Genomic DNA, 8,062 nt, shown 5'->3' on the forward strand with positions numbered 1-8,062 from the left:
AAATAGTTAACAATATTATCATAATGCTATTACACTCACCATATTGCCCTCAATAGCAGTTTTTTGTAACTGATATAGATTATCATCTATGGCAAACAATGAGGCTCAGGATAAATACGGATATTTGTTCATAAAACTTATTAATATTGAGCGACTAAACTTTGAAGCTCATCTGATGTTGCTAAATAAACACCTTCTGCTAATTTTTCAATATGCATGTTAAGTAATCTTTCCATTTGTGGATGCAGTTGTTATTTTTAATAGTTACGTTAATTACTATAATATCGCTTTTTTGAACTAGAGCGATGCGTCTACGCACTCTTACAATTTTCCCTATAAACTTGGCTTTAACGGTATCTCAATCACAAATTTTGTACCTTGACCTAGTATTGAATCACACCACAGCTTACCGCGATGCTTTTCAACTACAATTTGATAGCTGATAGATAATCCTAAACCAGTTCCTTTACCTACAGCTTTGGTAGTAAAGAAAGGATTAAATAATTTAGAGCGAATATCTTCGGGAATACCTACGCCATTATCACGAATCGATATTAATATCTTATTTTCATCTGTTAGTTGGGTATGAATCCAAATTTTCGGCACTGGAAAATTATAAGTTACTTCTATTTCTTCTAGTGCATCAATGGCATTTGTAATTAAGTTCATAAATACCTGATTTAACTGTCCGGCATAGCATTCAATAAAAGGTAAGTTACCGTATTCTTTAATAATTTGAATTTCTTTTTGATGATTTTGTGCTTTGAGACGGTGCTGTAAAATCATTAATGTATTGTCAATACCTTCGTGAATATCCGCTTTTTTGAATTCGGCTTCATCTAAACGCGAAAAGCTTCGCAGTGATAAGACAATTTCCCGAATGCGAGTTGTACCAACTTTCATCGACTGAAGAATTTTGGTTAAGTCTTCGGTAATAAAATTGATATCAATTTCATCAAGTAATTCTTGAAGTGATTCAGGTGGATTTGCATAATGTTGTTTATATGCTTCAAGTAATTGCAATATATCTTGCGTATACTGATTGACGTGGGTAAGATTGCCGTGGATAAAATTCACCGGGTTATTGATTTCGTGTGCTATTCCGGCAATCATTTGTCCGAGGGCTGACATTTTTTCATTCTGTACTAACTGAGTTTGCATTTTTTGTAATTCGTGGAGTGTTTGAGAAAGTTCTTCTGTCCTTTCAGTAACACGAACTTCTAAAACTTCGTTTGTCTGTTCTAGTTGTTGATTTGTTGTCTCTAAAGCTGCAAAAGAATCTCGCAATTGCTGCGCCATTTTATTAAAAGAACGAGCAAGAATATTCAGTTCGTTAACCTGAGTTTCTTCGACAATTTGATTCAGGTTTCCAACGGCGAAATCCGCTAGCGCGGCTCGCTTCGCTAACGCTTCCGATGCTTGACTCAAGCGTAGAATTGGACTGGTAATCCAGCTTGCTGTATAGATACCCAATAAAATTGCAACTGCCAATGCCGCCAAACACAACAAGATGGTTGTGCGAGTATTGGCGTTAATTTGTGCCATGAAGTCTGATTCTGGCACCGTCACAACTACGAGCCAGTCTAAACCATATTTATCTCGCCACGGAGTCACTTGTATAAACTGACGTTTTCCATTGAAGGTGATGTTAAGTTCTTGATTATTCTGGATAGATTGAAAATTTTTAAACCTTTTTTTCAACTCACTAGCAACACTGCGAATCAACGGATCGGGACTTTTAAGAATACTAAATCGTTGTGCTTTTCCATTTACTTTATGCAAAATGGAATGCTTACTAGAACTGCCAACCAGCATTCCATCGCGCTCGATGATGAAGACTTGCCCAGAAGAACTGACTTTTGTGCTACGAAGAAAATCACTGATATTGGTCAGCAGCAAATCAATGGCTATGACACCGAGCAGTTTACCATTTTGATCGGAGATTGGATATCTGGCAGGTAAGCCGACATAATTCCCATACCCAATATTGGAAGTTGGGATTTGGGTTTGCAGTGCCTTACCCGCTTCGCTAATTTGTAAATTTTCAGGTGGCTCAAATGTAAAGATTGGACCCCAAATAGGCTTGCCTAATCGGGCTGCATCTTTAGTGCCTTGTTGCGTCCAGGGATCAAACTCATAGCTTTGCAAAAGTTGAATGCGGTTTCCCCGGTTATCCGCAATATATTCTGACGCTTTGCCATCTCCAATTAAGTTTTCGTAGACTAGCAGAAGATCCACACCGTTAATCCAGCGTCCGGCTCCTGTTTCTCTGCCGTCGGTTAACACATAGCCGATATATGTGATATCCTGAAATGCTTTGGCTTGTCGCCAGAGATATTGCTCGTTTGCCCTTTGATTATTTAAATTGAGTTGTCCAGCGGAAATTGCATCCGCATTCAGTTGACTCAGTTGCTGTGGTAACGCTAAATAAATAGCTAAATGTTCATCAACTTGCTGACTAGCTTTATCAATTAGCTGATTGGCGAGGTCATTTACGGCTTGTTGCCCATTTTTAAAGGAAAGATATCCCACCAACCCCACAGCAGCAAAGATTTGCAGCACAAAGGGAACGACAAGAATCAAGCGCAGAGGTATGGATTTAGTTTTCTTGGGATGGGTGTTTTTGGGGTTCAACTGCATTGTCAAGAGGGATGTATAAAGTTACTTCACAACCAATTCAGTTGTATAAATGCCACAGAACCACTTTTCTTTCAACCTCTCCTGTTTTTTTGTGCATTTTTGCGTTCTCGATTTATCCGTGGCAGGTATTTTTCAGGAGAAGTAACTTTATAATTCCCGTAAAACCCTGGAAAATATTTATTAGTATGGGTAATTAACTTACCTTAATAAGATTACTAAGATTTTTTTCATTCCACACCAATGAGCCAAACTAACCCGGAAACAACACCCCTACATACCCTCAACCCACTAACCCGATTCTCTGACAGAGCAGCGGATTATGTAAACTATCGACCAAGCTACCCAGCCGCAGCAATTGATATTATCTTGGAAGGGTTAGCACCACCAACGCAACTTTTAGCGGCAGATATTGGTGCGGGTACTGGTATCTCCTCGCGGTTGTTAGGTAAACGCGGAGTTAGGGTCATTGCTGTTGAACCAAATGCAGCAATGAGAGAAGCAGCTGAACCACATCCATTAGTTGAATTTCGAGATGGAACAGCAGAAGTTACTAACTTAGCTGATGCATCGGTTGATTTAGTCACTTGTTTTCAAGCTTTTCATTGGTTTAACCTAGAACTAACTTTATCAGAGTTCCACCGCATCTTGAAACCTTCGGGACGGTTGGCTGTAGTGTGGAATCACCGCGATCAAGAAGATGCTTTTACGGCTGAATATAACGAATTAATACGTGCAGCATCGAATAGTGGTCAAGTACAGGAGCGGATTAAATCTGTAAAACCAATATTAGCAAGTCTCCATTTTATTAACATAACCGAACATACTTTTGTTCATCAGCAAGAATTAGATTTAACTGGGCTAATTGGTCGTACTATGAGTTATTCTTTCGTTCCTCGGAAAGGACTAATGCAGCAGCAACTCGTTGTTAATTTACAAGAGTTATATCAACGCTTTGTTAATGAGCATGGTTTTGTTTACATGGTTGATAACACTAGTGTGCATATTTTGGAAGCAATTGAAAGCTAAAAATAGAAGATAAATTAGGGTGCGTTAGCGAAGCGCGTAACGCACCATATTTTAAGCAAATATGCAAAGTTATTTTTTAGCGCAAAGACGCTAAACTTTTCTCTTTTTTAAACCTAATATCAAACTTTAAAATGGCAAAAGCACGTTATGAAGGATATTTTGAAGGCACTCCGACAAAATTAGTTAAAGAAATTTTTGATGACATTAAAGTTTATGCACAAAATGCTAAATCTATACTAAATCCGGCAACTGGTTTTATCGCTGCTTATGATTTTACTTTAAATCCTTATCGGGGTTGTCAATACGGTTGTAGTTATTGTTATGCTGCGGCTTTTAGTCCTAATTCCCAAATGCGGCAAGATTGGGGTAAATGGGTAATCATTAAGGAAAATGCTGCACAAGTTTTAGAGAAGGAATTAGAAAAGTGGTATAACAAAAACCCCAACAAATTTCCGACAATTTATATGAGTAGTGTTACAGATCCTTATCAACCAATTGAGTCGAAATATCAGCTAACGCGCTCTTTATTAGAAGTAATGCTTGAATATCGTCCAACGTTGGTAATTCAAACTCGCAGCCCGATTATTACCAGAGATATCGATATTTTACAACGATTTCAGCGATTGCGAATTAATATGAGTATACCGACTGGTAGCGAATGTGTGAGGAGAGATTTTGAAGTGCGATCGCCTAGCATCAAAGCCAGATTAAATGCTCTTACCAAAATAAAACAAACTATTGACCCTTTAAAAGGCTTTATTCCCAAAGTTTCTATCACCATTACACCTCTACTTCCTACTTTACCAGAAGATGAAGCCGCTTTTATTGAAAAATTAGCGATCGCAGATAGAATTGTCATTCAGGAGTTTCACGCAAGTCATAATCGTTCTCTTGTCGCAGGAACCCGCGAAGAAGCACAAGCTATTAAGCAAAAATACGCTTGGTGGTATGATGATGAACAAGTAAATTATATGAAGTTTAAGCAAAATTTAATTTCTCGTCTTCCCAGCGTGGAAATCAAAGAAGGAAAAGACGGCTTTGGTTATGAGTAATGCTATAGCAAATTGGTGGCGAAGTCAGCAATTTAAATCTGCGCTTAAGCATGGCAATACCCAAGTTGCAATCAAATTGTTGCAAGAAATTAAAAAATCGGGAGCAAAATTTTCCTGGTTAGAGAAGCTATTTAGAGATAAGCTTCAGTTAGAAAGTTATTCGCAGCAAGATAAAAGAGAGGTAGCTAATTTAAGTTTTAAATTAACTGAAGCACTTCAAAAACAAGAAAATTTAAATGAAGTAGCTTTTGATAAACAAGATAGTTTTATCTTAAAGCCAGAAGCAGAATTTATCAATTTTGTTTCCAAAGCATTTAAACTAATAGAACATGATATCACCAAACTACAATCTACTGGTCTGGATGAGCGTATATTTGATGATTTTGAAGCTAGATTAGTTGAATATATCAAAGAAGAATTTAGTCGGATATTTGATAACAAGTTAAAAATTAAAATAGAAGATGCTCTAGAAGATATCAATAGCTTAAAAAGTGGGCAAGATCCAGATTACCGTTTTAGTCTGACTCCCCATGTCTACTTTATGAAGTATTTTTTAGAAAATGTCTACTGTATTTATTTAGCTTGGTTTTTGATTTACAAAGCTGGTTTACTACCAACTAAGATTAACATACTTGATATTGCCGCAGGTCCGGGAACAGTTGCTTATGGTTTAGCTTTATTTTTGCAAAGTACTAGCGGCTTTTTCGATATCCCGCAAATGCACATATCCTACTATTCTTTAGAAAAACAAGATGCTTTTCAATTTCGAGGATTACAATTTTGGCGTCGATATATAGAATCTAGAAAAACGCCTGTAAATGCTTACTTTCGTTTTGTGACTGACGACATTTTTACCTGGAATTCTCAATCGAGTAATATACCAAAAGAATTTTTTGACTTTATAACTGTTTCCCATTGTTTTTTTAACAGCCTAGTTAAAACCCTTCAAGCAAATAATATCTACAAACAAATATTTGCTACTAGATTAAAGCTACAAGGTTATGTGTTGCTAGTTGTCCAAGATAAGAAGTTATTTAAAGCTTATGATGCTTACCAAGTTGAAGACCAAGAACATGAAAAAAAGGTGGTAAATAAATTTTTGGCAGAACTTGGGTTAGAGCTTGTGTGGTATAAGTATTTAACATCCACAGGCTCAAGAACACCTTATTCGGCTGTTGAATTTGGAAAATTTGCACTAGCTAACTTACCCAAGCAATTGTATATGAGTTCGATGATTCAAAAGTATCTTGGTCAGAAGTATCAACAGCACTATTCCTTAGATGATTATGTAATATTGGCGAAAAAATCTTAATATTAATTAGGAATAATATTAATTTTTGATAATTTGTGAATCAATGTAACTATCCAATAGCAGAATCAGAAAATGGCTGGCATGGCAAACTGAATTTAGTGTATGCCGATCGCCTGGGGACAACTGCCCTAATTCATAACTCCCATCAAGCCCCACTGAAGGTACAGCGCCCGTTTTATCCAGAAGGGCAACAAGTTTGTCATAGCATCATTTTACATACGGCTGGGGGCGTTGTGGGAGGCGATCGCCTTTCCCTTAATTTTCACCTCCAACCAAACACCCAAGCATTAATTACTACAGCCGCTGCTAGTAAAATTTATCGCAGTAACGGCACTCAAGCAAAACAAAGCATTAATATACAAGTTGATGCTGGCGCTTGTTTGGAATGGTTTCCCCAAGAAACTATTGTTTTTAATGGGGCAATTTATCGGCAAGATTTACGGGTAGAATTAGCTACGAAAGCTAGTTATTTAGGCTGGGAAATTACTCGATTTGGTCGCAGTGCTAGAGGTGAGAAATTTGTGCAGGGAGAATGGCGCAATCATACTGAAATTTGGCAGCAAGGTAAACCGTTGTGGATTGATAGACAATGGCTACCGGGTAGCGAAGAAGTTTTTCATAGTCCTCACGGCTTGGCTGGGCAACCAATTACAGGTACTCTAGTTTGGGTGGGAAGTTCTGTGAGCGCGGAAATTGTGGAAAAAGCCCGTTTAAAGTGGAATGGAGCAGGTGAAGCTGGGGTTACTCGTTTGGAAAATGGATTTTTGTGTCGATATCGTGGTTCTTCGACATCTGAGGTGAGAAACTGGTTTATTGATGTTTGGCAGTTGCTGCGGATGTCTTTTTTGAATCGTGATAATTGTATACCGAGGGTTTGGCAAATTTAAACGTAGACGCGTTCGCGGAGCGTCTCGTAGAGAAGCGGCTTGCCGCAGGCTACCGCAGAGGCACAGAGGACACAGAGAGGTAAAAATGCAACTTACACCGCAGGAAAAGGATAAATTGTTGATTTTTACCGCTGCTTTGTTAGCAGAAAGGCGTAAAAATAGAGGTTTGAAGTTGAATTATCCGGAAGCGATCGCTTATATTTCTGCTGCTATTTTGGAGGGTGCCAGAGATGGGCAAACTGTTGCAGATTTAATGAGTTATGGTACAACTCTGTTAATAAGAGATGAGGTGATGGAAGGTGTGCCGGAAATGGTGCATGAGGTGCAAGTAGAAGCTACTTTTGCTGATGGGACTAAGTTGGTGACAGTACATAATCCAATTCGTTAATTTGTTGTTATTAAGATTTACCACTATCTACTATCCATTTTTAAATGCTTATGATTCCTGGAGAAATTATTACGTCTGATGGGGAAGTTGAATTAAATGCAGGTCGTGAAACGGTAAAATTGCAGGTGGCAAATACAGGCGATCGCCCCATACAAATCGGTTCCCACTATCACTTTTATGAAGTCAACGCTGCCCTCAACTTTCACAGAGAACAAGCCAGAGGAATGCGTCTCGATATCCCCGCAGGAACAGCAGTTCGCTTTGAACCAGGTGATGAAAAAGAAGTGACTTTAGTCCCGTTAGTTGGCACTCGCAAAGTCTACGGCTTCAACTCCCAAATTAACGGAAACCTTTGACGTACCTACAATTCACCAAAATTCATCTCACGCTAAGAGTGAGTACTTTCTTGAGATGCGAGGCTTCTTTTGTATTCAGCTAAAACCTGATGCTATTATCACCATCCGCGTAAAGTTTTGTGTACTTGCGCCAGATGCCACATATAATCATTAATTTTGTATTCGTCGGCAGCTTTAACTATGTATTTAGAAGCCAATTCAACGTTGTTGTCAGCCTCGTAATACAATCCCAGATAAAGATGACTGTAAAACTTGCCGCTTTCGCCTTCTAATTCACCAACATTTAAAATATCATCTGGCGTACAATTTCCAGCATACAAATCGTAAACACATCGCATTATCCGTCGCGGGGAGCATCCCACTTTTTATTTAGCGAGCAGAGATTAATCCATTAAGGTAGG

At 38.3% G+C, this 8,062-nt stretch carries 7 protein-coding genes and 1 pseudogene; 6 read left to right on the forward strand and 2 right to left on the reverse strand.

The window, feature by feature from the left end; all coding sequences use genetic code 11:
- Positions 1-333: 333 nt before the first annotated feature.
- Complete coding sequence (locus TOL9009_RS0136620; RefSeq protein WP_038298344.1) at positions 334-2,640, reverse strand: ATP-binding protein; 2,307 nt, start codon at positions 2,638-2,640, stop codon at positions 334-336.
- Between the two features lie 240 nt (positions 2,641-2,880).
- Here TOL9009_RS0136620 and TOL9009_RS0136625 point away from each other — a divergent pair, with 240 nt between their 5' ends.
- The 6 genes from TOL9009_RS0136625 to TOL9009_RS0136650 all read left to right on the forward strand — a co-directional run bounded on the left by TOL9009_RS0136625 (position 2,881) and on the right by TOL9009_RS0136650 (position 7,661).
- Positions 2,881-3,666 carry a class I SAM-dependent methyltransferase gene (locus TOL9009_RS0136625; RefSeq protein WP_029638642.1) on the forward strand — a complete coding sequence of 262 codons (786 nt, stop codon included), beginning with the start codon at positions 2,881-2,883 and terminating at the stop codon, positions 3,664-3,666.
- A gap of 131 nt (positions 3,667-3,797) precedes the next feature.
- Positions 3,798-4,718 (forward strand): SPL family radical SAM protein, encoded by a 921-nt coding sequence (locus TOL9009_RS0136630; protein ID WP_029638643.1) that lies wholly within the window; start codon positions 3,798-3,800, stop codon positions 4,716-4,718.
- A gap of 76 nt (positions 4,719-4,794) precedes the next feature.
- Complete coding sequence (locus TOL9009_RS0136635) at positions 4,795-6,030, forward strand: photosystem II assembly protein (protein ID WP_260676016.1); 1,236 nt, start codon at positions 4,795-4,797, stop codon at positions 6,028-6,030.
- 35 nt (positions 6,031-6,065) lie between these two features.
- Complete coding sequence (locus TOL9009_RS0136640; protein WP_051503223.1) at positions 6,066-6,917, forward strand: urease accessory protein UreD; 852 nt, start codon at positions 6,066-6,068, stop codon at positions 6,915-6,917.
- A gap of 85 nt (positions 6,918-7,002) precedes the next feature.
- Positions 7,003-7,305, forward strand: a complete 303-nt coding sequence (ureA, locus tag TOL9009_RS0136645) for an urease subunit gamma (protein ID WP_029638650.1) — start codon at positions 7,003-7,005, stop codon at positions 7,303-7,305.
- A 50-nt stretch (positions 7,306-7,355) separates the two neighbouring features.
- Positions 7,356-7,661 carry an urease subunit beta gene (locus TOL9009_RS0136650; RefSeq protein WP_029638652.1) on the forward strand — a complete coding sequence of 102 codons (306 nt, stop codon included), beginning with the start codon at positions 7,356-7,358 and terminating at the stop codon, positions 7,659-7,661.
- 98 nt (positions 7,662-7,759) lie between these two features.
- Here TOL9009_RS0136650 and TOL9009_RS41745 read toward each other — a convergent pair.
- A pseudogene (locus TOL9009_RS41745) lies at positions 7,760-8,011 on the reverse strand (hypothetical protein); the annotation flags it as partial.
- Between the last annotated feature and the right edge of the window lie 51 nt (positions 8,012-8,062).

Source organism: [Scytonema hofmanni] UTEX 2349 (genome assembly GCF_000582685.1).
GTDB classification, from domain to species: domain Bacteria; phylum Cyanobacteriota; class Cyanobacteriia; order Cyanobacteriales; family Nostocaceae; genus Hassallia; species Hassallia hofmanni.